Source organism: Paenibacillus sp. F024, from assembly GCF_057814255.1.
On record NZ_JBVASZ010000050.1, the window covers coordinates 1 to 24,288 of the forward strand.

Annotated in this window: 26 protein-coding genes; 3 read left to right on the plus strand and 23 right to left on the minus strand. The window is 46.6% G+C overall.

From position 1 onward, the window contains the following. Positions 1-76: 76 nt before the first annotated feature. The 8 genes from ACZYR9_RS25470 to ACZYR9_RS25505 form a co-directional block, all read right to left on the minus strand. Complete coding sequence (locus tag ACZYR9_RS25470) at positions 77-1,822, minus strand: sensor histidine kinase (RefSeq protein WP_488981210.1); 1,746 nt, start codon at positions 1,820-1,822, stop codon at positions 77-79. Positions 1,823-2,091: 269 nt separating this feature from the next. Further along, complete coding sequence (gene mnhG, locus ACZYR9_RS25475; RefSeq protein WP_488981211.1) at positions 2,092-2,472, minus strand: monovalent cation/H(+) antiporter subunit G; 381 nt, start codon at positions 2,470-2,472, stop codon at positions 2,092-2,094. Next, positions 2,444-2,740 carry a Na(+)/H(+) antiporter subunit F1 gene (locus ACZYR9_RS25480; RefSeq protein ID WP_488981212.1) on the minus strand — a complete coding sequence of 99 codons (297 nt, stop codon included), beginning with the start codon at positions 2,738-2,740 and terminating at the stop codon, positions 2,444-2,446. The genes mnhG and ACZYR9_RS25480 overlap by 29 nt, the downstream gene beginning before the upstream one ends. Next, positions 2,740-3,216, minus strand: a complete 477-nt coding sequence (locus tag ACZYR9_RS25485; RefSeq protein WP_488981213.1) for a Na+/H+ antiporter subunit E — start codon at positions 3,214-3,216, stop codon at positions 2,740-2,742. Before ACZYR9_RS25485 ends, ACZYR9_RS25480 begins: the two co-directional genes overlap by 1 nt. Positions 3,217-3,221: 5 nt before the next feature. Then, positions 3,222-4,697: a Na+/H+ antiporter subunit D gene (locus tag ACZYR9_RS25490; RefSeq protein WP_488981214.1), complete on the minus strand. Its 1,476-nt coding sequence runs from the start codon at positions 4,695-4,697 to the stop codon at positions 3,222-3,224. Beyond that, positions 4,690-5,028, minus strand: a complete 339-nt coding sequence (locus tag ACZYR9_RS25495; RefSeq protein ID WP_488981215.1) for a Na(+)/H(+) antiporter subunit C — start codon at positions 5,026-5,028, stop codon at positions 4,690-4,692. Before ACZYR9_RS25495 ends, ACZYR9_RS25490 begins: the two co-directional genes overlap by 8 nt. Before the next feature lie 2 nt (positions 5,029-5,030). Next, positions 5,031-5,453 (minus strand): Na(+)/H(+) antiporter subunit B, encoded by a 423-nt coding sequence (locus ACZYR9_RS25500; protein WP_488981216.1) that lies wholly within the window; start codon positions 5,451-5,453, stop codon positions 5,031-5,033. After that, complete coding sequence (locus tag ACZYR9_RS25505; protein ID WP_488981217.1) at positions 5,440-7,938, minus strand: Na+/H+ antiporter subunit A; 2,499 nt, start codon at positions 7,936-7,938, stop codon at positions 5,440-5,442. The genes ACZYR9_RS25500 and ACZYR9_RS25505 overlap by 14 nt, the downstream gene beginning before the upstream one ends. 185 nt (positions 7,939-8,123) lie before the next feature. Here ACZYR9_RS25505 and ACZYR9_RS25510 point away from each other — a divergent pair, with 185 nt between their 5' ends. Next, positions 8,124-8,345, plus strand: coding sequence for a hypothetical protein (locus tag ACZYR9_RS25510; protein ID WP_488981218.1), 222 nt, complete (start codon positions 8,124-8,126; stop codon positions 8,343-8,345). 171 nt (positions 8,346-8,516) lie between these two features. On the opposite strand, the gene ACZYR9_RS25515 is transcribed toward ACZYR9_RS25510, so the two are convergent. The 7 genes from ACZYR9_RS25515 to ACZYR9_RS25545 form a co-directional block, all read right to left on the minus strand. After that, complete coding sequence (locus ACZYR9_RS25515) at positions 8,517-10,052, minus strand: recombinase family protein (protein WP_488981219.1); 1,536 nt, start codon at positions 10,050-10,052, stop codon at positions 8,517-8,519. Then, complete coding sequence (locus ACZYR9_RS25520) at positions 10,034-10,240, minus strand: hypothetical protein (protein WP_488981220.1); 207 nt, start codon at positions 10,238-10,240, stop codon at positions 10,034-10,036. The genes ACZYR9_RS25515 and ACZYR9_RS25520 overlap by 19 nt, the downstream gene beginning before the upstream one ends. Positions 10,241-10,401: 161 nt before the next feature. After that, positions 10,402-11,163: an SDR family oxidoreductase gene (locus tag ACZYR9_RS25525; protein ID WP_488981221.1), complete on the minus strand. Its 762-nt coding sequence runs from the start codon at positions 11,161-11,163 to the stop codon at positions 10,402-10,404. Between the two features lie 20 nt (positions 11,164-11,183). Further along, positions 11,184-12,194, minus strand: coding sequence for a zinc-dependent alcohol dehydrogenase (locus ACZYR9_RS25530; RefSeq protein WP_488981222.1), 1,011 nt, complete (start codon positions 12,192-12,194; stop codon positions 11,184-11,186). Positions 12,195-12,237: 43 nt separating this feature from the next. After that, a complete protein-coding gene (locus ACZYR9_RS25535; protein WP_488981223.1) occupies positions 12,238-12,933 on the minus strand; it encodes a GntR family transcriptional regulator in 696 nt (231 codons plus the stop codon). Positions 12,934-13,154: 221 nt separating this feature from the next. After that, on the minus strand, positions 13,155-13,628 hold the full coding sequence (locus ACZYR9_RS25540; RefSeq protein ID WP_488981224.1) for an RpiB/LacA/LacB family sugar-phosphate isomerase: 474 nt from the start codon (positions 13,626-13,628) through the stop codon (positions 13,155-13,157). 127 nt (positions 13,629-13,755) lie between these two features. After that, a complete protein-coding gene (locus ACZYR9_RS25545; RefSeq protein WP_488981225.1) occupies positions 13,756-14,415 on the minus strand; it encodes a GntR family transcriptional regulator in 660 nt (219 codons plus the stop codon). A 482-nt stretch (positions 14,416-14,897) separates the two neighbouring features. On the opposite strand from ACZYR9_RS25545, the gene ACZYR9_RS25550 reads away from it, so the two are divergent. Further along, positions 14,898-15,068: a hypothetical protein gene (locus tag ACZYR9_RS25550; RefSeq protein ID WP_488981226.1), complete on the plus strand. Its 171-nt coding sequence runs from the start codon at positions 14,898-14,900 to the stop codon at positions 15,066-15,068. Between the two features lie 89 nt (positions 15,069-15,157). After that, complete coding sequence (locus tag ACZYR9_RS25555) at positions 15,158-15,805, plus strand: GntR family transcriptional regulator (RefSeq protein ID WP_488981227.1); 648 nt, start codon at positions 15,158-15,160, stop codon at positions 15,803-15,805. Positions 15,806-15,818: 13 nt separating this feature from the next. On the opposite strand, the gene ACZYR9_RS25560 is transcribed toward ACZYR9_RS25555, so the two are convergent. The 8 genes from ACZYR9_RS25560 to ACZYR9_RS25595 all read right to left on the minus strand — a co-directional run bounded on the left by ACZYR9_RS25560 (position 15,819) and on the right by ACZYR9_RS25595 (position 23,906). Beyond that, positions 15,819-16,751, minus strand: coding sequence for a DMT family transporter (locus ACZYR9_RS25560; RefSeq protein ID WP_488981228.1), 933 nt, complete (start codon positions 16,749-16,751; stop codon positions 15,819-15,821). Positions 16,752-16,912: 161 nt separating this feature from the next. Then, positions 16,913-17,806, minus strand: coding sequence for a hydroxymethylglutaryl-CoA lyase (locus ACZYR9_RS25565; RefSeq protein ID WP_488981229.1), 894 nt, complete (start codon positions 17,804-17,806; stop codon positions 16,913-16,915). 16 nt (positions 17,807-17,822) lie between these two features. Further along, positions 17,823-18,323 carry a LeuD/DmdB family oxidoreductase small subunit gene (locus ACZYR9_RS25570; protein WP_488981230.1) on the minus strand — a complete coding sequence of 167 codons (501 nt, stop codon included), beginning with the start codon at positions 18,321-18,323 and terminating at the stop codon, positions 17,823-17,825. Continuing rightward, complete coding sequence (locus ACZYR9_RS25575; protein WP_488981231.1) at positions 18,323-19,597, minus strand: 3-isopropylmalate dehydratase large subunit; 1,275 nt, start codon at positions 19,595-19,597, stop codon at positions 18,323-18,325. The genes ACZYR9_RS25570 and ACZYR9_RS25575 overlap by 1 nt, the downstream gene beginning before the upstream one ends. Positions 19,598-19,701: 104 nt before the next feature. Further along, a complete protein-coding gene (locus ACZYR9_RS25580) occupies positions 19,702-20,937 on the minus strand; it encodes a CaiB/BaiF CoA transferase family protein (protein ID WP_488981235.1) in 1,236 nt (411 codons plus the stop codon). Between the two features lie 18 nt (positions 20,938-20,955). Then, positions 20,956-22,227, minus strand: coding sequence for a TRAP transporter large permease (locus ACZYR9_RS25585; RefSeq protein ID WP_488981232.1), 1,272 nt, complete (start codon positions 22,225-22,227; stop codon positions 20,956-20,958). 1 nt (position 22,228) lies between these two features. Beyond that, positions 22,229-22,729, minus strand: coding sequence for a TRAP transporter small permease subunit (locus ACZYR9_RS25590; protein ID WP_488981233.1), 501 nt, complete (start codon positions 22,727-22,729; stop codon positions 22,229-22,231). A 61-nt stretch (positions 22,730-22,790) separates the two neighbouring features. Beyond that, positions 22,791-23,906, minus strand: coding sequence for a DctP family TRAP transporter solute-binding subunit (locus ACZYR9_RS25595; RefSeq protein WP_488981234.1), 1,116 nt, complete (start codon positions 23,904-23,906; stop codon positions 22,791-22,793). Positions 23,907-24,288: the final 382 nt, after the last annotated feature.

Here is a 24,288-nt window from a genome sequence, read left to right on the forward strand (position 1 = left end):
TCCATGGGGGACACACTACGAACTAAACATGAAAAAGTCTGCTCCGGCGTAAGCTAGGCAGACTTTTCAAGCAAATTCATAATACTCCCTTTAATGGAATTGCTATAGAAAATTCCGTTGTACCCTCCTCGCTTCTCAATTGAATCGCTCCATGATAGCGTTCCACCAGCTGCTGTACGATATGAAGTCCTAATCCGGAATTTTTCCCATTCTGTTTTGATGTGAACCCTCGCTGAAATATCTTCCCTTGAAGCTCCGGCGTGATGGTATTCCCCTTATTCATTACCTTAAGCAGCAGTTGATTGTGGCTAGCCTCGCCTTCTACTCTGATATACCGGTTCTCCGGACTAAGCTCCATGGAGGCGTCGAACGCATTGTCAATTAAATTGCTTAACAGCTTGACAATATCCGTCGCTTTCACCGGACTTAAATTGACCTTCTCCATCTCGCTAAAGGCATATTCAAACCGAATCTGATTTCTCTCCGCTTGTGTGAGTTTGGCTTGAAATAAGGCGATCAGCGGAGGATTGTTGATATTCACGAGATCGTTTACAATCTGAATTTCTCCGACCAGCGTCTTCGTATAGGAATGCAGCGCCTCGTAATGTTTTAAAGTCAGGAAAGCATTAATGGTCTGGATGTGATTATTAAAATCGTGCCGCTGTTCCCGGATCGATTGAAACAAGGTTTCAATATTACCGGTATAGGCGTCCTGTACATCCTGTACGGCACGTTCTTTATTGCGGTTGTACAAGATAAACATGAAAGCCATGATGGCTAGCGAAAGGCAGATGCAGATCAACATAAAAATCAGAGTACTGCGGAATTGCTTCTGCAAAAGCTGCTGAATTTCCGTATAATCATATGAAATTTCGATCAAAGGGGTTGTTCCTGAGGCACTGTATTTAATAAAATCCCCATGGATTGGAGTTAAGCTTCTGAACATCTGCTTACCCTCAAAAAAGGTCGTATAGAAAACCGTTTGGTTCGTTTCAAGCGCCCTCTGGGCATACGGCTTGTCCTCAGCGTCTTGATATAGATATTGTCCGAACAAAACAAGCCGCTCCGAATACCAATGGCTTGGAGTAGGGTTCACATCGGAGGGCCGGCGGTCTAACAATGTATTCGAATTCAGCACCGATATTTCCAGTCCCATGTGTTCATTTTCTTTCATCAGCCTCTTAATGGTATCCTCTATGCCTGTGATGCTTTGATATGTCCGAAAGTTCGTATTATGTACGAAAGGATTGATGATGTAATTCGTCGTGCCGTCAAAGTAATATCCCCATTTGTTAACGCTCTCCGGATTAGATGTCGCCGTATCGAAAGGGGCGCTCCAGTAATGGTGTAATGATTGTCCCATTCCCACATCCACATCCCGGAGATCGAATAATTGATGAAAGGCCTGGTAAATCGTATTCCAGCCCTTGGAGCTCACATTCAGATCTTTAGGGTCTGAGGACTTCACACCTATGATATCATCCGATGTCTGTTGGAATAACGTGATATGATCGACACCAAGCTCGCGGCTTAGTTGGATAAGCTCCTGATTATCTATACTGCCAATGTCAGGATCAAGCTTGAATTTAGCGGCGATCGCGGCCATACGGAGGTTTTGCCCGATAAGATCCTCCACAAACTTCTCACCGGCCGCCGTTTGTTCAATGCTCATTCGAACGCTGTTGTAAAGCAGCAGCATTTTATCCTTTTGATTCTCTATGATGATGTCCTTGGTGTGTTGGTAATACACGAAGCTCAATGTGATCAGCACAAGCATAAAAACCAGGGATGTTTTAAGAGGTATTTTATTCAATAATGACATGGAGCCACCTCTGTTCGATAATAATAAACCATGTTCTTATCTAATTATAGCTGATTATGTATCATTTTGTCGAAAAAAGGCAATGGCATGCCATGCCTCATGGTTCCCTCAAGGAGATGAAAGAAAAGCAAGAAAAAGGGCCCTCCCATATGCAGTCTGACCTGCTTATGGAACAGCCCCAAGTCCATATTAAAAAAGACGGATAAAGACAAACCATGTATCCTACCGAACAAGCCCACAATACAGCGGGCTTTTCTACGACGAAGCCCTTATTCCTTTCTTTCTTCCATGCGGCGCTGCCCGACCACGCCCTTTAAGTCATCCTGCACGCTTCGCTCCCAGAGCTGCACGCCCGAGCGATAAGCCGCGCGGCCGATCAGATGTCCGGCAACCGGCGCGGTGATAAAAACAAAGACGATACCTAACAAGAGCCTCGCACTTACATAGCCTTCATAAATGATAAAGAATAAAAATGCGCCGAATAAAATGCAGAGCACTCCAAGCGTTGCGCTCTTCGTGGCTGCATGCGAACGCAGATAGACATCGGGGAGGCGGATCATCCCGAACGCACTGATGGCGCTAAGGAGTGCGCCAAGGAGCACCAATATTCCGATCAGCGGTTCACCGACCGTTAGAATCATCTCTCTCATGCTCAATGACCACGCCCCTTTCAATATATTTGGAGAATGCGATCGTTCCCAAAAAAGCAAGAATACCGATCAGCAGTATAATTTCAAGATAGGCTTGCGTCCGCAGCATTATCGAGAGAATCGCTACAATGGCAAGCAGCTGTATGCCGACCGAATCCAGAGCAATCACCCGATCCGGCATGGAGGGGCCCTTCAGTACACGATATATACACCCCAGGATTGAAAGTGACAGAATGACCAAAGCGGCAAATAGCATCGCAGACAGCATTATCTCATCACCTCCATGATCGCCTTCTCGAATGAACCTTTGATTTGCTCCGTCAGCTGCTCGGCATCATGGATATCCATCGCGTGAATATACAAGGTGCGTTGGTCCGGAGAAACTTCTAAAGTCAGCGTCCCGGGTGTGAGCGTAATTAAACAAGAGAGCAGCGTAATCTCCCAATCGGACTCCAGTTCTGTCTGCAATGCGAAAATTCCCGGCCTGATATCGAGCTTCGGACGAAGAATTTGTTTGATGACCGCGACATTGGACAACACCAGCTCCTTGAGGAACAACACCAGCAGCTTCCATATCGCCCAGAGTCTCCGCATATAAAAATCATCATGAAAAAACCGTCTTAACGCATAAACAAAGACAAGACCTAATAAATAACCCGTGAAGAAATACGAGAAATCCCATGAATTATTGAGAAACATCCAGACAAAAGCGATGATTAAATTCAATATGATTTGAAATGCCATGTCATCTACCCCTTTAACACCGCTTCTATATACAGCTGCGGATTAAGCAGTACATCCCCTGCCTGGGATACATATGGATACACCCATTCAGCGCCTACACCAAGCAAAACAACAAGAACAACAAGAAATGCGGCCGGGGTCAAGAGACCCTTGGGCAAGCCCTGCTCCGGTTCGCGGGTCAAACGAAGCTCTCCCCAAAATCCGTTCATAAAAATATTCATCAGCGAATATAAAACGAGCAGGCTGGTGGCAAGCCCGATGCCTGTAACCCAGTAATGCGCCCCTTCCAAACCGCCTTGCACAATCAACAGTTTGCCGATGAAGCCGCTTAGCGGAGGAACCCCGACAATCGCCAGCGCCGTTACGAAAAACATCCATCCCATGACCGGGTAGCGTTTGATCAGGCCTCCCATCTCCTTCAGTTGAGACGTCCCTGCCGCGGCGATCAGAGCGCCGCCCAGCAAAAACAGCAATGCCTTGGCGATCATGTCATGCACAAGGTAGAACACAACCCCTTCGAGTGCGTCCCGATTGCCCACAGCCAGACCAAAACAGATAAGTCCAACGGAAACCACGATATTATAAATCATAATCCGGTTAATATCCCGATAAGCCAGAGCACCGATCGCTCCCAGAATCATCGTTGCAGCGGCCATCCAGATAATGATGGTGTGCGTGATCCCCGGCTCGTGATAAAAAATCAGCGTGAAGGTCCGAATAATCGCATATACTCCAACTTTGGTGAGCAAACCGCCGAACAATGCGGATATCGCAGCGGGCGGCGTACTATAGGAGCCCGGCAGCCAGAAGAACAGAAACAAGCCCGCTTTTAACCCGAAAACAAAGAGAAACAAAATGCCGATCACCGTCAAAATACCTCCTTGATCCGCCTCCGCCACACGAGCGGACAGATGAGCCAAATTGAGGGTACCCACGGCAGCGTACAAATAAGCGACGGAAGCAACAAACATCGCTGAAGAAAGGATATTAATCAGAATATACTTGAGCGATTCCCTCAGCTGCAGCTTCGTTCCTCCGAGAACAATCAATGCGTAGGAGGAGATCAGCATGACCTCGAAGCAGACGAACAGATTAAAGATGTCTCCTGTTAAGAAGGATCCGATTACCCCAACCAGCAAAAACTGGCTGAACGTATAAAAATAATGCTTTTCCTTCGCTTCTCCAATGCTGCGAAACGCATAAAACAAGCACGCGGCTCCGATGATGGCTGTGGTCAGCACCAGCAGAGCGGCAAACATGTCCGCTACGAACACAATCCCGAAGGGCGGAACCCATCCGCTCATATACAAGGTATGGATTCCTTTGCTCTGCACCTGCTGCACAATGTAAGCCGATACGGCAACGTTCAGCAGCACACTGAAACCGGTAATCCGGCGCTGTATGGCAATACTGTTGAAAAAAATAAGAATGATGCCTGTAACCAGAGGTATCAACAGCGGCAGTACAATCAAATTACTCATCATCTTGTCCCCTTAACTGTTCCATATCGTCTGTCCCCAGTTCCCGGTACGCCCTGTACGCCAGTACAAAAAATAACGACGTTACCCCGAAATTGATGACAATTGAGGTCAGGATCAACGCTTGCGGCAAGGGATCGGTATAGATCCCTGCGTTCTCTCCGAGAAGCGGAGCGGCTCCCGTCTTCAATCTTGACATCGTAAGAAGAAGCAGATGCACGCCATGGGTGATGATGTTTGTTCCCAAGATAATTCGGAGCAGACTGCGGCTCAAAATCAGATAAGTCCCAATCGTAAACAAAACGCCGATGGTTAAGGACATGAGAATTTCCATAACTAACGATCCTCCCCAATCGACAAAATAATCGTCATCGTAACGCCTACAACCGCCAGATACACTCCCAGATCAAAAAGCACAGCCGTAGCCATTGCGGTTTTCCCAAGGATCGGAAGCTCCCAGTAATCAAACGTATGACTCAGAAAAGGAGCGCCGAACAAGAACGAGCCGATTCCCGTTAATACGGCCAGCAAGAGTCCGAAAGCCGTTATTTTACGGAAATTGAACGGAATGATCTTGCGGATGGTCTCTACATCGAAGGCCATAGCCAACAGCACTAAAGCAGCGGCACTCATCAGTCCTCCGATAAAGCCTCCGCCCGGATTGTTGTGACCTGCAAAAAACAAAAACGCGGATACCGTTATGATGATAAATACGATGATTTTCGTTGTGGTTTGCAAGATGACATCATTGGCTTTCATGAGTGTGCCTCCCTTCACGCAGTCCTCCGGATGATAATGCCCCGTTCCTTTCGCCGGAATCCGTAACCACCTTATCCGCCGAGACTTTATTCTTGTCCGCCCGCAGCTTGATCAGCGAATAAATTCCCAGCGACGCAATGCCCAATACCATAATTTCGAGCAAGGTATCAAAGCCCCTGAAATCGACCAGAATGACGTTGACGATATTATTGCCGCCCGCAGAGGCATAGCTTTCTCTCACGTAATACTCCGATATCGATTCGAACATACGCGATCCATTGGCGGACAAAGCGACCAGAGTGACTACGGCTCCTACTCCGATGGAAATGAGCAGGTTCGATATCTTAAACGGGATCGACGATACTTCTTTTTTCAGCTTGGGCAGGTGATAAAAGCAGAGCAGGAATAGAGCAACAGACACGGTCTCTACAATCATTTGGGTCAGAGCCAAATCAGGCGCTCTAAAAATAACGAAAAACAAAGTGACCATATAGCCGACAGCACCCACCAGGATGACCATCGTTAATCGGGAACGCGCGAACGGTACGGCTATGGCCGCGGCCAGCATCACCGCAACAAGAACCACTTCATAGATCGACAGCTCCGCATATTCGGCTCCCGTCCAGTTTAATGCGTCTGTTCGGATCAACACAAAGCCGACGGTAAAAATAAAAAACGTAAAAATATAGACCAAATAATCCCGGATCGAGCCTGTCATGTACATGCGCGTCATCCGGTTGGAGAGCCGCTCCATGACCTGAAGTCCCCGATCGTAAAAATGATTCAAGGCCAGCTTCTGCGGGAATATTCCGTAGATTCCCTGCCAGCGCCTTAACTGCATATAAAGCAGCGTACCCAGTGCAATGACACCTATGGTCATAAAGAGCTCAGCCGTCCATCCGTGCCAAAACGAAATGTACACCAAGAACTTGTCTCCCGGCTCCAGAAGTCCCGGCATCAGCGAAGCCAAGGTCGGTTCGATCAAGGAATAGGACAAAATGTCAGGGAACAACCCGAACAAAACGACTAATGAGACCAGCACGGCAGGGGAAAGCAAGAGACCCAGCGGAGCCTCATGCGGCTTTTTCTCCAGCTTGTCCGGCTGGTATTTCCCTCTAAAGGTCCGAAATACAAAGATCATACAGTAAATAAACGTGAAGACGCTGGCGATCCAAGCCAAGACGGGGAACAGCATTCCCCAGGTTTGCATATTAAAAATATCCAATTTCGAAGCGTTCAGTACTCCGGTAAAGAACATTTCCTTACTGAGAAAACCGTTAAATGGCGGAAGTCCGGCCATCGAGAAGGCCCCGATCAGGGCAAATGTGAACGTCACCGGCATCAGTGAAGCCAATCCGCCGAGCTTACGGATATCTCGCGTTCCCGTCTCGTGATCGACAATTCCTGCAACCATAAACAGCGCACCTTTAAAGGTAGCGTGGTTGATCAAATGGAACACGGCGGCCGTCAGCGCCAGGATATAAAGCTGAGACTCTTCGCCATATCCGAAGTAAAGAGCTGCAGACCCGATGCCCAGCAAGCACATGATCATGCCAAGCTGGCTGACCGTCGAAAATGCAAGAATCGATTTTAGATCCGTCTGCTTGACTGCCGAAAACGATCCCCAGAACAGCGTGACCAAACCGAACGACGATACAAGCCAGAACCATTCGGCAGACCCGGCGAACACCGGAGTAAGCCTTGCCACTAAATAAATACCCGCTTTAACCATGGTCGCCGAGTGCAGGTAAGCACTGACCGGTGTGGGCGCTTCCATCGCATCGGGAAGCCAGATATGAAACGGAAACTGCGCCGACTTGGTAAATGCTCCGAGAAGAATAAGAAGCATAGCGGGTATAAAGAGGGCATGTCCCGTAACCGTATCCAGATTGGCAATGATCTCACGAACGCTGAAGGTATCTGACATGACGTACAACAAGACGATACCCGCAAGCATCGCAAAGCCGCCGAACACGGTAATAAGCATTGATTTTAACGCGCCATATCTGGATTTTTCTCTTTGATACCAGAACGCAATCAATAAAAACGAAGATAAACTCGTCAATTCCCAGAATCCATACAGTACTACAAGGTTATCGGAGAGAACAACCCCGAGCATAGCTCCCATAAACATTAACAGGTAAACATAGAAGTTATGGATGGCTTCTTTGTTTTTATACAAATAAAAAATGGAATACAGCACAACCAGACTTCCGATTCCCGTGATCAGCAATGAAAACAGGAGCCCGAGTCCGTCCAGATAAACCGTGAAATGAATATCCAATGAAGGAATCCATGGCACCGACAGATGCTTGATATTTCCGTCCCGGACCGAAGGCAGCTGCATCATAAAGTACGTAAACAGCAATACCGGGGCCGGAAGAACGAACCATCCTGTATGAATACGGCGTACGTATTTGTAGAGTAATGGAACGAACACTGCAAATAAAAATGGTACAAAAATCGCTACATGAAGCAAAGACAACCCTATTCCTCCATTCCAAGAAAATTTAATTTTATATTAAAAAATGTTGTGAAAACAGCTTCCGGTCAGTATAAAACAACCTTATTATGCACACCTTATTGGTAAAACATTCTTTTTAACGATAAAAGATTCGACGAATTAAAACAAGTTCGAATTTATTTCAACATATTTTGGAGTGATGAGTCATGCTATGGAACAAAATCACAACCTGCGTCGCAGTTTTCGTCATACTCTTGATTTGGAGCTGGCTGGCTGATCAGAAGATCCGTGAACAGCATTACACCGATCCCTTCCGCCATCCTGATGAAGAAGGACCCATTGTACATGCACACCGGCTTGAACATTCTCATACGTACACATTTCGTTCGCGCGAATACGTTAAAATTATTCGGCACCATGGGGATTAAGATGGGGAAATTATCCTATGAATACAATATACATTATCTTTGTTACGTAATATAACACAGTTTGGTTTCATCATAGACGAAAAATGATCAATGTTACATAACCAAATAAGCTGTCCACTGTGGACAGCCTTACGAAGGCAAGCATCCTTTACCCCATCGAAAAACCGGCAATCATCTGCCAAAATCGAAGTGATACTCCATATCCAGATGCCGGTCCGTCAGCGTAATGTTTTTGATTACCTCCTGCAGTAAAACCCGTGTCCGTTCCAGATCGTGAAGCTCCAGCCGTTTAAATTCCTCCAAGTAATGACCCAGCGACGACGATTCCATGCTTAATGCGACCAGCTTATCAAGCTGCTTCTCCAATAAGACGATTTCTTCTTCAAGCCGCTGGATCTGACTTTTCATATCGAGCATTTGCTGCTGATAGGTTTCCGCATCGAAGAGCGACCTTTGCTGAAATATATCGATCTGATCTTTCCTCCACTTTTCTCTTTTATGCCGCTTTATCTTCATCTCCTGCAGCAGCCGCTCCATATCTTTCTCTTTATTGACGGTAAGCACGAACCAATCGTTAGGCAGCTTGTCCAGCCGGCTGCGTATAAGGCGAAGGACCGCCGCCTCCAGCTCATCGGCATTTACATTCGCTTGCGGGCAAACCTCCCGGCCGAACTTATGGTATGTTTTGCAGATGTAATAACGATACTCCTTGCCTTTGTGAGTTCGTTTTTGACAAATCATGCCCTGTTGGCATTTACCGCAGGTTAAAATTCCGGTAAGCGGATGGTAGGCCCGCCGCGGCGCACGCTGATGACTTTTGGAAGATAGAATACGCTGTGCAGCGTGAAACGTATCCTTATCAATGAATGCCTCATGAGCGTTCTCTACGATTTGCCACTCGCTTTTATCGGTTTTCAGCTGCACCTTCTTCTTCGTCATTTTCCCGCTGTCATCATATGCCCGCTGCAGCTGATTACGCCTTGTCCCATAAACCACATGGCCGGCGTAGGCCGGATTGCGCAGCAGCTTGTTCACACTCTCTCGGCTCCACAGATTGCCGTTTTTGGTCCGGAACCCCTTTTGGTTCAAATATTCGGCTACTTTAAAGGTGCCGAGACCTTGATGTACATACAGGTCAAACACAAGGATCGGAATATCCTTCCATTCGTGGTCGATCTCGAGCTTCTTTGTTTCCTTGTTGACTCGATAGCCAATGGGAGGCTCTCCTCCCCACTGTCCCCTGCGCGCCTTCTGCTTTCTGGCGCTGCTGACCCGAGCCGATATTTTCTTGCTCTCCTGCTCGGATAATACAGACAAAATATCAAATGTGATGTTATCTTTATTGAGCGAATCATAATTATCATTAATGGCCACAACCCGAACTCCGTACTGCTCAAACATCCCGATAATCGCCGGATTCTCCTGCTTGTCACGCCCCACACGGCTGACTTCCTTGAAAACCAATAATTGAAACCGGCGATTTCTGGCATCCTGTATGGCCCGTTTCATTTCGGCACGGTCAAACACACTGGTATAATAGCCCGAAACCGCCTCATCCCGATAATGGATAATATCGGTATAATCGTACTCTTGGCCCAAACGGCTGATATATTCCTGACACTGGCTGATTTGATTCTCAATCGAATCCCCCTGCTGATCCGTACTTACCCTTGCATAAATCGCGCATTTTATTTTATCCTGCTGCATGAGTGTCCCTCCAGGCTTGAATTCGGGGTAAAGGGCTCATCAGAAGGCGAGCATGCGGCATATGCCGCACCATTCACGGATACCTGCACATCTATACCGTACTTGGTTCTGGCCAATTCCACCACCCTTACGGCAATCCAACCGGATATAGGCTTATCTCCGTCTACCTCATGGAAGGTAAAGTTCATCTGATCGCCCCCACCCTTGTCATCCTTTACTTCAATGTATGTTGAAGAAAGCTTGTCTTATGTGTCGTTCCTGCAGGGCCGGAGGTTCCTCAAGCAAAAAGAAAACCTTTCGCAGAGCCTCGCTCTTTGAAAGGTTTGTTGCAGACGCTATTGATGATTTATTATCTTCCCATCCATCCGCCGTCAACCGTTAACAGTTGCCCGTGAATATAATCGGAAGCGCCGGAGGCAAGGAAAACAATACTGCCCTTAAAATCGTCCGGCAAGCCCCATCGGCCGGCCGGAATTCGTTCCATAATTTGACGGCTTCTGGTATCGTCTTGTATTAATGCCGTGTTCATCTCTGTAGCAATGTATCCGGGGGCAATCGCATTCACATTCACATGGTGCCGCGCCCATTCGTTGGACAACGCCTTGGTTAATTGGGCTACTCCGCCTTTGGCCGCAGCGTATGCAGGTACGGTAAACCCGCCCTGGAAGGAAAGCAGGGAGGCAATGTTGATGATTTTTCCTCTCTGCTGCGGGACCATATAGCGTCCGGCCTGCTGGCACAGCAGCCATACCGCCTTGAGATTGACGTTGATCACGTCGTCCCAATCGGCTTCGGGAAAGTCTACAGCGGGAGATCTGCGCTGGATTCCAGCGTTATTCACCAGGATATCGATCTTTCCGAAAGCGGATACAACGGAAGGAACGGCATTTTTCACATGGTCCGGGTTCGTCATATCGCATGGAATGATCGTGCATTTTCTGCCGAGACGTTCGATTTCCTCTTTTAATTGCGTTTGTTCTAAAGACCGCTGCAGGAGAGCAATATCCGCCCCCGCTTCCGCCAAGGCCAGAGCCATCGCATATCCGATGCCTCTGGTCGTACCGGTAACCGCCGCCACTTGGCCATCCAACCGAAATACATCCAGAATCATGATTCGTCCTCCAATAGGGTTTATGGTCGAATAATAATTTTTAAAGCCTCTTCGGGATTTTCCATCCACGCAAATCCTTCCGCAATCCGTTCAAGCGGCAGCTCATGGGAGATTAGAACGGAAAGATTCACCTGATTACCTGCCATAAGCGCAATGGCCGTTTGAAAATCAGTTCTGCTGTAGCAGCGTGTCGTAATCAAGGAGAGCTCTTTAAAATGCATGGCGGACAAATCGACCGTCGGCGGCTGTTTAAATAAGCTGACCACGACAATTTGGCCCTGAATTTTGGCCACCTCGGTCATCTGCTTCGCGGTAACGGGCGTTCCTGCGACTTCAAACACGACATCGGCGCCTTTGCCGCCGGTTAAGCTTTTGATTTCCTGGGTAATATCCGCCTGCTTGGCATCGAGGGTAATGAACCCGAGCTCCTGCGCTTTCGCTAGCCGATAAGGGCTCACATCGGTAACGATAACCCTTCCCGCCCCGCTGTGCCGGGCAATCATGCCGACCAGCAAGCCGATCGGACCGCAGCCGATGATGACGACGTCATCGCCGATTTTCACATTGGAACGGCGGACCGTATGGACGGCTACGGCTAAAGGCTCGGTAAGCGCCGCCAGACTATCGGATAAATGCTCCGGATACCGGTGCAGCCGATGAACAGGCACCTTGGCATACTCGGCAAAGCCGCCGTCTTTATCGATTCCGATGAGACGAAGCGTTTTGCATACGTGGGTTTGTCCGGCCAAGCAAGCTTCGCATTCCCCGCAGCTGAGCGTGGGTTCAATGACAACGCGCTCCCCGGGCTGAAAGGAGCTCTCGCCGACAACCTTCTCGATCAAGCCGCAAAATTCATGCCCTAAAGCAAGAGGCGCTTGGGCCCGAGGATGCTTCCCGGCATAAATCATCATATCCGTACCGCATATTCCTCCCGCCAGGACGCGAATCAACGCTTCTCCGTGGGAGGGCTCAGGCACCGGTAATTGTCCTAATTCCACTTTCTTTTCTCCCAAATAAATGCCGGCTCTCATATCGTTCATCCTTCCGTCTGCGAATGGTCAATCCTTATCGCGATCATTGTGGCGATTCAAAATCGAACAGGCTTTGTGACACGGTCTGAAAAGCCTCCGTATAATGGTCTTTGGCCACACGCTGGATATGCTCCCGCCCCCCTTCAGTAATCGCGTCCACGATGGAACGATGCTGATGGATCAGCTGAGGCACTCCCTCGACGGCCTGTGCAAACCGGTTTTTGGTAGCTACCAGCAAAGCGGCGAAAATAATATGGCGAATGCCGTTCCATAAGCGGAAAATTCTTTGATGATTGCAGTAACGGATCATCGTTTCATGAAATTCCATATCATAGCGGGAGAAATCGACATCGTCGTTATGCCTTGCCGCCAATTCCATCTTGTCAATGATATGAAGCAGCGTATTTCTTCTGCTCTCATTGAAATCATGAGACAGACGCTCCAGCACGAATCCCTCGATCAGAATGCGGACATCATAAATTTCCTGCATATCCTCCGGAGTTAAACCGAGAATCACAACTCCCATGCGTTCCAACCGGATCAGCCCTTCGTTTGAAAGGGCTTTCAAGGCATCCCGAACGGGACCCCTGCTTGTGCCAAAATCGGCGGCGATCTGATTCTCAGACCATACGGAGCCTTTTTCCAATTTTCCGCTTATGATTTGAATTCGGAGTTCATTGGCCATTTTCTCGCCTAAAGGCAGTCCTTCCAATAAGGAGGCTGGAAAGTCAGTTTTCATCTTTTTCCCTTCATATGAGAATATTTCGTTAACTTGTTGACAAGTTTACAGTTATCATTTTACAAAGGACTTCGTCATAAATCAATACGATTGGGAATAAAAAATCGCAAGCTGCGACCGCCCCGCCTTCAACGGCAGGGATAATCGCTGCTTGCTACCGATGGATTTGCTATGATGTAAGTATCCAAGTGCATTTGTGTGTCTATCGCAAGCTCCAGCCCTTACTCGGAGGACTTCTGAGCTTGCGCCGCATGCTCCCGTTCCATCTCATGCAGTTTTTCAACTCTTCGCCGAAACTCCTCTGCCGTGCTGAACTCCGCTTTTATAAACCGTTCGAGCAGCTCTACTACGAGCACAGGGCCGATAATTTGTGCCCCTACACACATGACGTTCACATCATCGTGCTCTACACACTGATGTGCCGAATAGATATCGTGGCAGACGGACGCACGGATGCCCGGAATTTTATTGGCCGCGATGCAAGCTCCTACCCCCGTGCCGCATACCATAACGGCCCGCTGCGCCTCGCCTGAGAGCACGGCCGCACATACCTTTCGGGTAATATCCGGGAAGTCAACCGGTTGACTGTCATACGATCCGAAATCCGTCACTTCATGACCCATGCTTTGCAAAGCGGATATCACCGTTCCCTTTAACGGGAAACCCGCATGATCTCCTCCAACGGCAATTCTCATCTTCTTGTCCTCCGTATGGTCAGAATTTCAATTCAAATTTCCATTGTTATAACCATATGGTGGACAGGCTGTGAATATGAGCATTTTTTTAAGTTTAACGGAACTATGCGAAGTCCTTGGGATCATCTTATTTAAACTTTTCACTATACAAGGATTTAAGAGCAAGCAAATCGTTGTTAATATGAATTTTCATTTCTTCTTCTGCTTTTTGTTCATTCTTCTGTTCAATCGCTTTATATATCAATTCGTGCTCATCTAAATATTGATCCTTGCGATAGAAATGACGAAATACACTGTTTCGCATATACAAAACCTTTTTCCGTATGCCTCCCATTAACTGCACCAATTGTTCATTCTGGGAGCCAAGAACAATGAGGTCATGAAATTCGGTATTCAGTCGAACAACTTCATTGACAGCTTTATCCTTTAATGCAGCTCTCGTTTCTATAATATTATTGGATAAATGCTGAAGCTGGTCATTGGTAATATGCTTTGCCGCCAACCTTGCAGCAAGGGATTCCAGACTGCTGCGGCATTGGTAAACATTAATAATATCTTGGATTGTAGTTTGATACACATAAAGGAAGTTGCCGTTTTGAACAATAAGTCCATCTTTTATGACCATTCGTATAGCTTCGCGCACAGGGGCTCTGCTGACCCCGAATTTATCCGCGAGCTTTGTTTCAACAATTCTTTCGCCCGGAGCATACTCGCCTTCCAAGAGTGTATTAATTAAAATATCATATACTTGATTATGAAGGGGGGCTGATTTTGAGATCTGTTCCATCCTTCTCACCCTTTGCTCTTTAAATCCTGTCTATCAGGATTTTATATATTCTTTACAAATAACATCTTTTATAAGGACTGTCAAATCGTATTAAAAAGGGGGCCATACGGTAATAACTAGTAGAACGATCCTGAATCAACGTTAGCATGTTCGAGTGGCGGAGTGCTCCCCCTGCAATAAGGCTCTACCATCTTTTAAAAGGAAAACCTGCTTCTCATATTGCCTGCGCTCTTTGTTTATGTACATTTAAATGGAAAACATGCTGTAAAAACAACTGCTTTCGGGGATTTCAAAGTAAACCGTCGAAATTAGATGGAGCAATTCCTCTTTATTTGATCACTCGGGCAGCTGCAATCGAATTAAATCCATCTTTTCCCGTTATTCGCTTGATTTCCTGTTCGATGCAACGTAACGTTATTTACAGTCCGTTCTACTCGACTATTGATGAATTTAATTGACATATAAATGGAGGAGAAATCTGCATGGATCATGATCAAGATAAAAACAAAGAAGAGAAATTGAAGAAGCTGATATTACAAATCCAAATCAGACAGACCAAGCGCACCTTGATCGGCTTTTTAATTTTTTTCACCCTCTACTTTGCAATATACGGAGCGGTGGCTATTTACCGTTTTTTCTTTCCATCGACTTAACACCCCATGATCCTCCAACCTAATTACCTCCTTTTTACTTTCTTCATCGGATATGGTACTTTCTATATATACTACTAGGAGGATTAGACATGCCGGAAATTATAAAATCTCCCCCCCTTCATCATCAAGTGTATCAAGCTGTCAAAAAAATGCTGTTGGAAGGGGAATTTGAACCTGGTGAACGTTTGATAGAGGTAAAGCTGGCTGATGCGCTCGGGGTAAGCAGAGCTCCTGTCCGGGAAGCGATCAGAATGCTGATCCAGGATGGACTTTTGGTTCAAAAAGAGGGATTTGTCCAAGTTTTCAACCCAACATCCAAAGATATTATGGAAATTTTTCAATGCCGGCAAAGCTTGGAGTCCTTATCCGCCAGTCTAGCCGCTAAGCATATATCAAAGGAACAACTGGCACAGCTTGCTGCTATCATAGAACAAACAAAGGCGGCATTATCCAGCAATAATACAAGCGAAATAAGCAAGCTGGATCAACAGTTTCATGATATCATCGTCGAGGCCTCACATAACCATGAACTTATTCAATTAATGGAAATCATTAAAGCTAAGGTATACTACGTAAGAAACTGTATTATACGGAACTTTTACCAAAACTTTTTGACCTTTATTGATGAACATGTTGAGATTTATAATGCCCTATTAGAAAGAAACGCGGAAAAAGCTGAGGACGCGATGGGATCCCATATCGAAAAAAACTTAAATGTCTCCTATCTCCTTTATTAAATGAATGATGATCCTAAAGCAGAATTAACATCCCTATTCCAATCAATACCATAGCGCTCCCAATCATATTCCGGATTGTAATCCCTTCCTTATTTTTCAGGAAAAAGTAGCTGAAAGGAATGACCAGAACCGGTGTGGACATAAAAATCAGGTTGGCAACCGAGATCGGAATATATCTCATGGAAGCAATGACCGAAATATGAGCTAGTGTAGTAAAAAAACCGCAAAGAATATAAAGAATGACTCCCGTCCGATTCGATTCTTTGATTTGAGCCAAAAAACGGGAGCGATTTGTACTGGTTAAGATATGCAGCAGCATCCCCAATGCCGATCCAATCAATGCGCCTAATATAGGCTGATTCCACTGTTGTACGGCCATCCCTCGAAATACATTGCCGATTCCGTAAGACATCGCACTTATCAAGGCTAACCATATGCCGGATTGAAGGATCCTATAAAGACCGGAACGTTTCTCTCTGCCGGGAATAAGCCCTTGTTCATCCCGTTCTTTTAAGAAAACGCGCGGAACATAACTAACAAAGAATAGCCCGAGTAAAGCAAGAAAAATAGAAATCAAGTCTGTCCCGGTTAAATGTTCACCCAAAAAGAATACAGCAATGATAAAAGTAAATAAAGGATTGCTCACTTGAAACGAACTGGCTTTGGCAGGCCCCAGCTTCACAATCGCATCAAAGAAAGCCCATCGACCCAAAAATATATTAAAGAAACCCGTTAGCAGAAAAAAAATAAAGCCGGTACTGTTCCAATCCAACGCTTGTCCTGACACGGAAAACTGGATGAGCAGCAGCAGAGAAGAGACAATCACGTTCGTCATCACTGAGATCAAAAATCCTAAATGAATTTCCAGCTTCTCGGAAGCGAATTTAGTTAAAATGACATTGCTGGAAAACATAATGAGGGATATCACTGCCAGTAATTCGCCCATTAAATCAGCCTCACTCCCTCGGGAATTGAAATCAGTTAGAATCAACAGCTAAAACTAAGCTGCCTGCTCCTAAAAACTATTTTAGCTCGGATTTGATTTTCCGGATAGGAGGCTTCCCGCATGAAATGAACAAATTATAGATGAAAACACCATTGCAATGCTCATTTTTTCACCTTATGAAGGTGACCTGTAAGCTGCCGTTCAGTCAACGGCTTCACCAGCTCTACGCAGGCCAGCAGCTTATCGGTATCCACTCCTGTCTCAATCCCCATCTCGTGCAGCATCATGACTAAATCCTCGGTTGCACCGTTTCCCGCTGCTCCCGGGGCAAACGGACAGCCTCCCAATCCTCCGATGGAGCTGTCAAAAGCAGCCACTCCGGCCTGCAAGGCCGCAAACACATTGGCCTGGGCCAATCCATAGGTATCATGGAAGTGGGCCGCTATTTTCGCACGAGGCGATCGATCCAGTATTTTGGATAACAACTCATAGACCTGTCTTGGATTAGCCCGGCCAATGGTATCGCATATCACGATTTCATCCACATGCCATGTCTCCAATGGCTTCAACATATCCAACACGTCTTTCGGATCTACCTTCCCTTCATAAGGACACCAAAACGAGGTGGCGATATCAAATCGGACAAAGACGCCTTCCGCTTTGGCCTGCTGCACGACATTCTGCAGCCGGAGCATCGATTCATCCCGCGTCATGCGCACATTTTTTTGATTAAAAGCATTACTTGCCCCTACAACCAGAGCTACAGCATCGATATTCGATTGGCGGGCGCGCTCATAGCCTTTTTCATTCGGAATAAGCGCCATATATTGAACGTCTTCCTTTTGCTCCATTTTCTCCAGCACCTGTGCTGCATCCTTCATTTGCGGCAAGTGGACAGGATGAACAAAGGAGGTCGCCTCCATCCGTTTGATGCCCGTTTGCGAGAGGGCATTGATCAATTGCACTTTGTTCTCCGTAGCGATAAAATTGGCTTCATTTTGAAGCCCGTCACGCGGACCGACCTCTATAATTTCCACTCGTTTGGGCAGATTCATAGCCTGGAATCCCTCCTTATGGATTCATCCCCATCCGCTTAGCCAAATAAGGCTCAAGCCCCCCCAGGGATACCATTTCCACTAAATGCTCCGGCAATTTTGTGCTCTCATATTCAATCGATTTCGTTAGATTTCTTATCACTCCCGCCAACAGATCGATTTCGATTTCATCTCCTTCATCAATCTCAGAGGTATTCCCCATTTCTACAACAGGCAGACCGATGTTGATGGCATTCCGGTAAAAAATCCTGGCAAAAAAATGACTTACAATGGCTCCCGCCTGCAAATGCTTCAGAACCAGCGGAGCCGTTTCCCGGCTCGAGCCGGAACCGAAATTGCTTCCTGCGACAATGATATCTCCCGGTCGGATTTTCTTGGCGAACTCCGGATCTATGGCTTCCATTGCGTGCTCTGCCTGCTGTTCGATGGATAAGCTCATATATTGGCCGGGCGAAATAATATCCGTATTGATGTTGTCCCCATACTTCCAGACGCGTCCCCTAATGATGGCTGACATTAAATCAACATCTCCTTTTGGATATATTTTCTCGGATCCGCAATTTTTCCTTCGATGGCTGTTGCCGCCACAGTTGCAGGAGAACCAATATATATTTCACCGGACGGACTCCCCATGCGCCCCCTGAAATTACGGTTCGAAGACGATATGACTACTTCTCCCGCCCCGATGACTCCGCTGGTAAATCCGCCGCAGGCACCGCAGGAGGGCATGTTTACGATACAGCCTGCTTCCGTCAAAATATCAAGAATCCCCTCCTTATTGGCTTGCATCCAGACCGCTTGGGAAGCCGGCACAACAAGACAGCGAATCTGCTTGGAGATTTTCTTTCCCTTCAATATTTGAGCGGCAATACGCAAATCACTGATGCGGCCATTGGTGCAGGAGCCTAAATATACTTGATCCACAGGCGTTCCCTCAACAGAAGATACGGGATGAACATTATCAATTTCATGCGGGCACGCAACCTGAGGTTCCAGCTCGGAGGCATCATAAGTCAATTCCCTGATATAATAGGCATCCGCATCACTTTGGATCAGCTCTATATCCGTCACTCCCCTATCCTTCAGATATCGGACGACCTTCTCATCCGGCTCGATCATTCCGGTCTTAGCTCCTGCCTCGACCGCCATATTGGATAGGACAAGTCTTTCATCTATAGACATCCCGCTAATGGCGCTGCCTGCAAATTCTAAAGCTTGATAGGTAGCCCCGGCATGTCCAATGTCCTTAATCGTCTTTAACATCACGTCTTTCGAGTAAACTCCCGCAGGAATCCGTCCCTCCCAATTCACTTTGATCGATTCCGGCACTTTCAGCCATGTCTCTCCGGTAAGAAGAACTCCGATCATTTCTGTTGAACCGATTCCTGTAGCAAAAGCTCCCATTCCGCCGGCCATACAAGTATGAGAATCGGTTCCTAGGATTACTTTACCGGGAATCACATGGCCATGCTCAACAATGACCTGGTGGCAGGGACCTTCAAACTCATAATAATGCGGCAAATCAAATTCTCTTGCCCAATCTCTAGTATATTTCAAAATATCCGCCTGCTGCACGGTAGCCGGTGGGGTACAGTGATCCGATACAACAACCACTTTCTCCTTATCGAATAATGTTCCTCCCAGTTTTCTAAATCCCCGGTCAATGAGACGGGGGCCCAACAAATCATGCATCATGGCTATATCGACCTGAACCCAAACAATTTCTCCTCCCCTCACTTCCTTTTTCCCAGAAGCTCTGGATAAAATTTTTTCCGCCATGGTCATTCCCATGAGTAACAACTCCTCTCATTTTTTAATCACTTAGTTTACCGTCTACCGTCGACAGGATAAGATGAAAAAATAGTTGCTCCCATAAAACAGCTCGCCACCTCAAACTACAGCTTTGTTTCATTCGTCTTTTTCAAAGGAGCTATGATTCCCATAGCCTTCAATCGCTCGATCTTCTCAGGACCATAAAGTAATGCCTGGCTAAGCACTTCCTCCGTATGTTCACCCAGCTTAGGACCAATCCAATCCAAATTACCCGGTGTTTCGCTCAGCTTCGGTACAATCCCCGGCACCTTTAACTTGCCGATCCCCTCGACTTCAACCTCTCGAATCATTTCCCTTGCCTGGTAGTGAGGGTCCGCAACAATATCTTCAATGGAGTAAATAGAGCCGGCAGGTACCTTGGCCTCGTCGAGAGCTTCCAACACTTCTGCCAAAGTCTTGCTATTGGTCCACTCTTCGATAATGGAATCCAAGAACTCGGCGTGCTCTGAACGGGCAGCGTTATTATGATAACGCGGATCTTCAGCAAGCTCCGGATATCCGATCGAAACCATCAACCGTTTGAAAATGCCGTCCCCATTGGCGCCGATGACCACATATTTTCCATCCTTGCACAAATACGTATTGGATGGAGTAATGCCGGGCAGCTTGCTTCCTGTACGTTCCCGTATAAGTCCGGTTCGATCGTATTCCGGCAGCATCCCTTCCATGAAGCTGAATACGGATTCATATAAAGCAACGTCGACAAACTGTCCCTGGCCCGTTCCTTTAACGTCACGATGATAAACAGCCATCATCGCTCCGATAACCGCATAAAGAGAAGAAATGGAGTCGCCAATGCTGATTCCCACCCGCGTCGGCGGACGGTCGGGATAACCCGTCAAATAACGCAAGCCTCCCATGGCCTCCCCGATTGAGCCGAATCCCGGCTTATCCCTGTACGGGCCGTCCTGGCCATAACCGCTGATACGGATCATGATCAGGCCCGGATTGATTTCTTTTAGCTGCTCATAACCTAACCCCCATTTTTCCATGGTTCCCGGCCGAAAGTTTTCAATGAGAATATCGATGTCTTTTACCAAATCCCGAATCATTTCTTGGCCTTCGGACTGGCGTAAATCGATCGTTATCGATTTTTTATTTCGCGATTGTACATACCACCATAAGCTTGTTCCGTTTTCAACGACGCGCCAATATCGAATGGGATCCCCTTCTTGCGGACTTTCTACTTTAATGACCTCTGCTCCGAAGTCAGCAAATAGACGGCCGGCGAAAGGGCCAGCTATCAACTGACCCATTTCCAGCACTTTTAAGCCTTTTAAAGCTTTTTCCTTCATTATGAAAACCCCTCTCCTACATTATTTCATTAGATTGGGCAGCCATGTGGAAATTTGCGGTATCAACGCAATAATGACCAAAAAGATTAAAATAATGAAGATAAACGGTATAACACCACGGATGACAACAATCATCGGCTCTTTGGAAACCCCCTGAATGGCGAACAGGTTCAACCCCACTGGAGGAGTAATGACTCCCAATTCCAAATTAACAATGGCTAAGATACAGAACCAAACCAAGTCTACATCCATTTGAAGTAACACCGGCGTTATGATCGGCATAACGATCAATACAATGGAGATGATGTCCAGGAACATGCCGAGAACGATAAACAGTGCCATGACTAAAAAGATAAACATACCGCTGGAAATGTTTTGACCGACCATAAATTCCGTTAATCTTTGTGGAATCTGACTTTCCGTCAACAGTTGGCCGAATAGCCCGGCACCTACCACAACGGTCATGATCATGGCTGAAGTATTCACGGTACTACGAAAAATATCGCCGAAATCCTTGAACGCAATCGATCTATAACCAAACAAGCAGACGATAAGGGCAAGGATTACACCGACTGCTGCCGATTCGGTAGGGGTAAACCATCCCAAATAAATACCGCCGACAACCAGCAAGGGGATGGCAAGACCGCCCAGACAAGCCTTCGTGCTTTCCAGCCTTTCTTTCCACTTGGCCTTTTCTTCCCTGCGGTCCCAGGATTTAATCACCACATAGATAGCGAACAATATCGCAAGGAGAATCCCCGGAACGATGCCTGCAATAAACAATTTACTGACAGATTCTTGGGTGATGAAACCGTAGAGCATCATCGGAATACTGGGAGGAATCAGAATGCCCAGCGAGCCGCCAGCTGCCACCAGTCCAAGAACCAGCTTTTTGTCATATCCCCTTCTCAGCAGTTCGGGTATGGCGATCAAACCTACAGTCAAAGCTGTGGTCATGCTCGCTCCGGAGATGGCGGCAAAAATCGCACACGTAATAACCGTAGCAATTCCTAGTCCCCCGGGCCAATGCCGTACCCATGACCCTGCAAAATCATACAATCGTCTGCCTACTCCTCCGGTTAATAGGATTTGCCCCATCATGACATACAGAGGGACCGCCAGCATGACGTCGCTATCCAGATACTTGTAAATCAAGTCCGGAATAACGGCGGTTCCCATTTCCCATCCATTGCTAACGATAATTCCGAGTACGCCCGCGATGGCCAAGGCAAATGCTACCGGGGTTCCGATCACAAGTAAAGAAAACAAAATACCTACAACCGCTGCCATCATATTAATTTGCCTCTCCTATCCTTTGAAAGTCCGCTGCGACTATGATTCGCGCGATAAATTGGAGTGTAAGCAGCGCACTGCCGATGGGGATGCTCATTTGCGGGATATACATTGGAGTTTCCAAGAGTGTTATCGATAAATGGTTCATTTCGTAGGTTTCCATAACCATGTGGATTCCTTTAACCGTAATCAACGCAAATAATACTGTACCCAGAGTCGAAGTGATGATATCGAAAATTTTTTTCATTAGAGGCGATAATTGATTGATCAGCATATCCACTTGAATGTGGCTGTTTGTCTGAAGCGCATAGGCTGCCCCAAACATGACGCTGGCAATGGTCAAATAAATGGTAACCTCATATACCCAAATGGTCGGGGAATTAAATAATGCGCGAACCGTAACGTCATAGGTGATGCTTCCCGCTATAATTAATATAAACACTGCAGAAACATATCCCATATATTCACTTAATTTGTTAACATAGCGAACGTAAGTACTCATCAATCTTACCGCCTCCTTCTGAAAACAGGGGGGCGCCAAGCCCCCCCTGCTTGCTTAATAATTATTTTTTACTAATCTGCTCTGCAATCTCCAGCAGCTTCTTCCCGGTGTCGCCGGTCTGCTTTATGTAGCTTTCTTTAGCTTCTTTATTTAGATCCTTCCATGGAGTTAGGTCTTTAATTTCGATCACATTCATATGGGCACTCAACTCTTCAATCGCTTTCTTTTCTTCTTCAGGGAAAATGCTCCGGCTGTATTCCTTTGCCTCAATTCCCGCTTCATCGATCGCTTTTTGTAAATCTTGAGGTAAGGAATCATAAAATTTGGTGCTGATCGACGCAATAAATTGCAAGTTAGCCAGCTTATTTAACACTAGAGTTTTTTGAACATCGTAGTATTTTCGTTCCGCCATCGTCGTTAATCCGGTTAAGGCTGCGTCTACCGTTCCTTTCTGAAGCGCCAGATACACTTCGTTGCCTCCCATGAATACAGGTGCCGCCCCCATGTTTTGCATGACTGTGGCGGTCATTTTACCGAGTACGCGAACCTTCAAGCCTTTATAATGTTCCGGCTTGGTACCGTCTCCGGAAGGAATTTTATTGGTGCTCATGCCAACCAGTCCATAGTCCGGATAAATAATCGGTTTAGCCCCAACCTTTTGCATTTCTTCCGTAACGACCTTGCCGATCTCTCCATCGATGACTTGATGAGCTTGTTCGTAATTTTCAATCAAATAAGGGATATCAAAGATCCCCGCGACCGGAGAGATTCCGGACCACAAAGAAGCGGAAGCCATCCCCATTTCAAGCGTACCTTTTTGAATCTGGGCAGGTACTTCCTTCTCGGAAAACAACTGGCCCGACGGGTAAATCTCCACCTTCAAGCGCCCTTCGGATTTGGTTTCCACTACTTCCTTAAACTTGATCATCGTTTTGTTCAACTGGGAATCGGGCACCAGCTGATGAGCTAGACGGATAACCCCTGGGTTTTCCTTAGTAAAGTTTGTTTTTGCCGCATCCTTCGACGAGGTCTGCGAGGCTTCGGCAGACTTGGATGCGCTTCCATTAGTATCCGTCTGGGATTTCGCCGCCTGATTTCCACCACACCCGGCCAATACGCTCATAGAGAGCAAAAGTGTCATTCCGGTAAAACCTAAGCTTTTTTTCCATTTTTTCATGACTAAACCCCCATTTACATTTGATAGACCACGAAATTTTGCCTGCAAAACCGTGTACGGAAACAAAGTCGACAGAATCCGCTTTCAGCTTTATCTAACCTTTTACAACTCCAAAACCTCCGGCAAAATGAGTTTTCTAAGCTTGATTCATAAGAAGTCCTTTGCAGTTATATTTGTTTATACCAAGGGTTCTCTATTGACGATCCCCTCCATTCACGTCTACAGTTTTCTGTAATCTGTCGACCGTAAACTAATAATAAAGCGTTCCCAATATTCAGTCAATAGATAATATTTTTACTTTTCGCTCAAATATACGAGGATCCCTTCCCGCCACACTCCTCATTACTAACCAGTCTAATTATGCCACCCCCAAATCCATGGG

What these genes read in the sequence shown, in the direction of transcription:
- ACZYR9_RS25560 (WP_488981228.1), bottom strand. Translation starts at nt 16,751, where the DNA reads ATGGGCGAATTACTGGCAGTGATATCCCTCATTATGTTTTCCAGCAAT.
- ACZYR9_RS25480 (WP_488981212.1), bottom strand. Translation starts at nt 2,740, where the DNA reads ATGCTGTCTGCGATGCTATTTGCCGCTTTGGTCATTCTGTCACTTTCA.
- ACZYR9_RS25590 (WP_488981233.1), bottom strand. Translation starts at nt 22,729, where the DNA reads ATGAGTACTTACGTTCGCTATGTTAACAAATTAAGTGAATATATGGGA.
- ACZYR9_RS25495 (WP_488981215.1), bottom strand. Translation starts at nt 5,028, where the DNA reads ATGGAAATTCTCATGTCCTTAACCATCGGCGTTTTGTTTACGATTGGG.
- ACZYR9_RS25595 (WP_488981234.1), bottom strand. Translation starts at nt 23,906, where the DNA reads ATGAAAAAATGGAAAAAAAGCTTAGGTTTTACCGGAATGACACTTTTG.
- ACZYR9_RS25535 (WP_488981223.1), bottom strand. Translation starts at nt 12,933, where the DNA reads ATGAAAACTGACTTTCCAGCCTCCTTATTGGAAGGACTGCCTTTAGGC.
- ACZYR9_RS25575 (WP_488981231.1), bottom strand. Translation starts at nt 19,597, where the DNA reads ATGGGAATGACCATGGCGGAAAAAATTTTATCCAGAGCTTCTGGGAAA.
- ACZYR9_RS25585 (WP_488981232.1), bottom strand. Translation starts at nt 22,227, where the DNA reads ATGATGGCAGCGGTTGTAGGTATTTTGTTTTCTTTACTTGTGATCGGA.
- ACZYR9_RS25555 (WP_488981227.1), top strand. Translation starts at nt 15,158, where the DNA reads ATGCCGGAAATTATAAAATCTCCCCCCCTTCATCATCAAGTGTATCAA.
- ACZYR9_RS25570 (WP_488981230.1), bottom strand. Translation starts at nt 18,323, where the DNA reads ATGTCAGCCATCATTAGGGGACGCGTCTGGAAGTATGGGGACAACATC.
- ACZYR9_RS25545 (WP_488981225.1), bottom strand. Translation starts at nt 14,415, where the DNA reads ATGGAACAGATCTCAAAATCAGCCCCCCTTCATAATCAAGTATATGAT.
- ACZYR9_RS25520 (WP_488981220.1), bottom strand. Translation starts at nt 10,240, where the DNA reads ATGAACTTTACCTTCCATGAGGTAGACGGAGATAAGCCTATATCCGGT.
- ACZYR9_RS25510 (WP_488981218.1), top strand. Translation starts at nt 8,124, where the DNA reads ATGCTATGGAACAAAATCACAACCTGCGTCGCAGTTTTCGTCATACTC.
- ACZYR9_RS25490 (WP_488981214.1), bottom strand. Translation starts at nt 4,697, where the DNA reads ATGAGTAATTTGATTGTACTGCCGCTGTTGATACCTCTGGTTACAGGC.
- ACZYR9_RS25550 (WP_488981226.1), top strand. Translation starts at nt 14,898, where the DNA reads ATGGATCATGATCAAGATAAAAACAAAGAAGAGAAATTGAAGAAGCTG.
- ACZYR9_RS25470 (WP_488981210.1), bottom strand. Translation starts at nt 1,822, where the DNA reads ATGTCATTATTGAATAAAATACCTCTTAAAACATCCCTGGTTTTTATG.
- ACZYR9_RS25565 (WP_488981229.1), bottom strand. Translation starts at nt 17,806, where the DNA reads ATGAATCTGCCCAAACGAGTGGAAATTATAGAGGTCGGTCCGCGTGAC.
- ACZYR9_RS25540 (WP_488981224.1), bottom strand. Translation starts at nt 13,628, where the DNA reads ATGAGAATTGCCGTTGGAGGAGATCATGCGGGTTTCCCGTTAAAGGGA.
- ACZYR9_RS25530 (WP_488981222.1), bottom strand. Translation starts at nt 12,194, where the DNA reads ATGAGAGCCGGCATTTATTTGGGAGAAAAGAAAGTGGAATTAGGACAA.
- ACZYR9_RS25515 (WP_488981219.1), bottom strand. Translation starts at nt 10,052, where the DNA reads ATGCAGCAGGATAAAATAAAATGCGCGATTTATGCAAGGGTAAGTACG.
- mnhG (WP_488981211.1), bottom strand. Translation starts at nt 2,472, where the DNA reads ATGAGAGAGATGATTCTAACGGTCGGTGAACCGCTGATCGGAATATTG.
- ACZYR9_RS25525 (WP_488981221.1), bottom strand. Translation starts at nt 11,163, where the DNA reads ATGATTCTGGATGTATTTCGGTTGGATGGCCAAGTGGCGGCGGTTACC.
- ACZYR9_RS25500 (WP_488981216.1), bottom strand. Translation starts at nt 5,453, where the DNA reads ATGAAAGCCAATGATGTCATCTTGCAAACCACAACGAAAATCATCGTA.
- ACZYR9_RS25485 (WP_488981213.1), bottom strand. Translation starts at nt 3,216, where the DNA reads ATGGCATTTCAAATCATATTGAATTTAATCATCGCTTTTGTCTGGATG.